1 protein-coding gene is annotated in these 898 nt (G+C 47.1%); it reads left to right on the top strand.

The window, feature by feature from the left end; translation table 11 throughout:
* Nucleotides 1-221: 221 nt before the first annotated feature.
* Nucleotides 222-898: IS66 family transposase zinc-finger binding domain-containing protein (locus tag BO222_RS11225; protein WP_143357023.1), on the top strand; the 677-nt coding region annotated here is incomplete at its 3' end.

Genomic DNA, 898 nt, shown 5'->3' on the forward strand with positions numbered 1-898 from the left:
TTTTATGGTATAATGTATGTGTGAAAACTATTGAAGAAAACAGCTCAGCAGACACATCTAACATCTCTTCAAATCCGCTCTTTCAGCAGCTGAATATCAAACGGCTGATGGACGACGCTCTCAAGGACAGCTGGCAATAAGATGAGATTATCCATTCGCTGACCGAACAGGTTGAAGCAGCCAATACAACGATCGCTTCTCTGACTGAGCAGATCACTCTGATGGCGGCTCAGCGCTATGGAAAGAAATCTGAGAAACGCTCGAGCGGCAAGAAGAAGGATGATGACGACGGTAATGATTCTGACTCCACACCTTCTGCCGGATCTGCGTCTGAATCCGATTCTTCCAAAAAGCCAAATACTCATCGTCCGGTTAAGAAAAAACAGACCAGAAAGCCCAAATCGACGCTGAAAGAAATGATTGAACGCATGGGTATTGATGTGGAAAAGGTTGTAAGAGAACTCGATGAGGACAAAAGGTTCTGCGAATACTGTGGTCATGAGCTCATTCCGTTTGGAGAAAAGCATCTGCGTTACGAGCTTAAGGTTGAACTTCCCAGACTCAGAGTCATTGAGTATGTGGGTGTGACTTACGGCTGCCCTGACTGTCATGCAAAAGCTGCTGACAGTGACACTCCGCTCAGTGAATGCGGACTGTCTCCCGTTCAGGCCGAGGCTCCAAAGCCGCTTCTGCCCGGAAGCTGGGCTTCCTCCTCATTTCTTGCCATGGCGATCGCCTTCAAGATTCTCTATCAGATTCCCACCAATCTTCTGATTACGATGTTCAGAGAAATGGGAATGTTCAGCGTTTCTTCAGGAACTCTGTGCAGCTGGATCATTTCAGTTTCGCAGGTTTACTTTGCTCCTCTGTTTGACAGACTCCCACCGAGATTGAAAAC

The sequence above is a fragment of the Ileibacterium valens genome (assembly GCF_001945525.1).
Classification (GTDB): Bacteria; Bacillota_I; Bacilli_A; order Erysipelotrichales; family Erysipelotrichaceae; genus Ileibacterium; species Ileibacterium valens.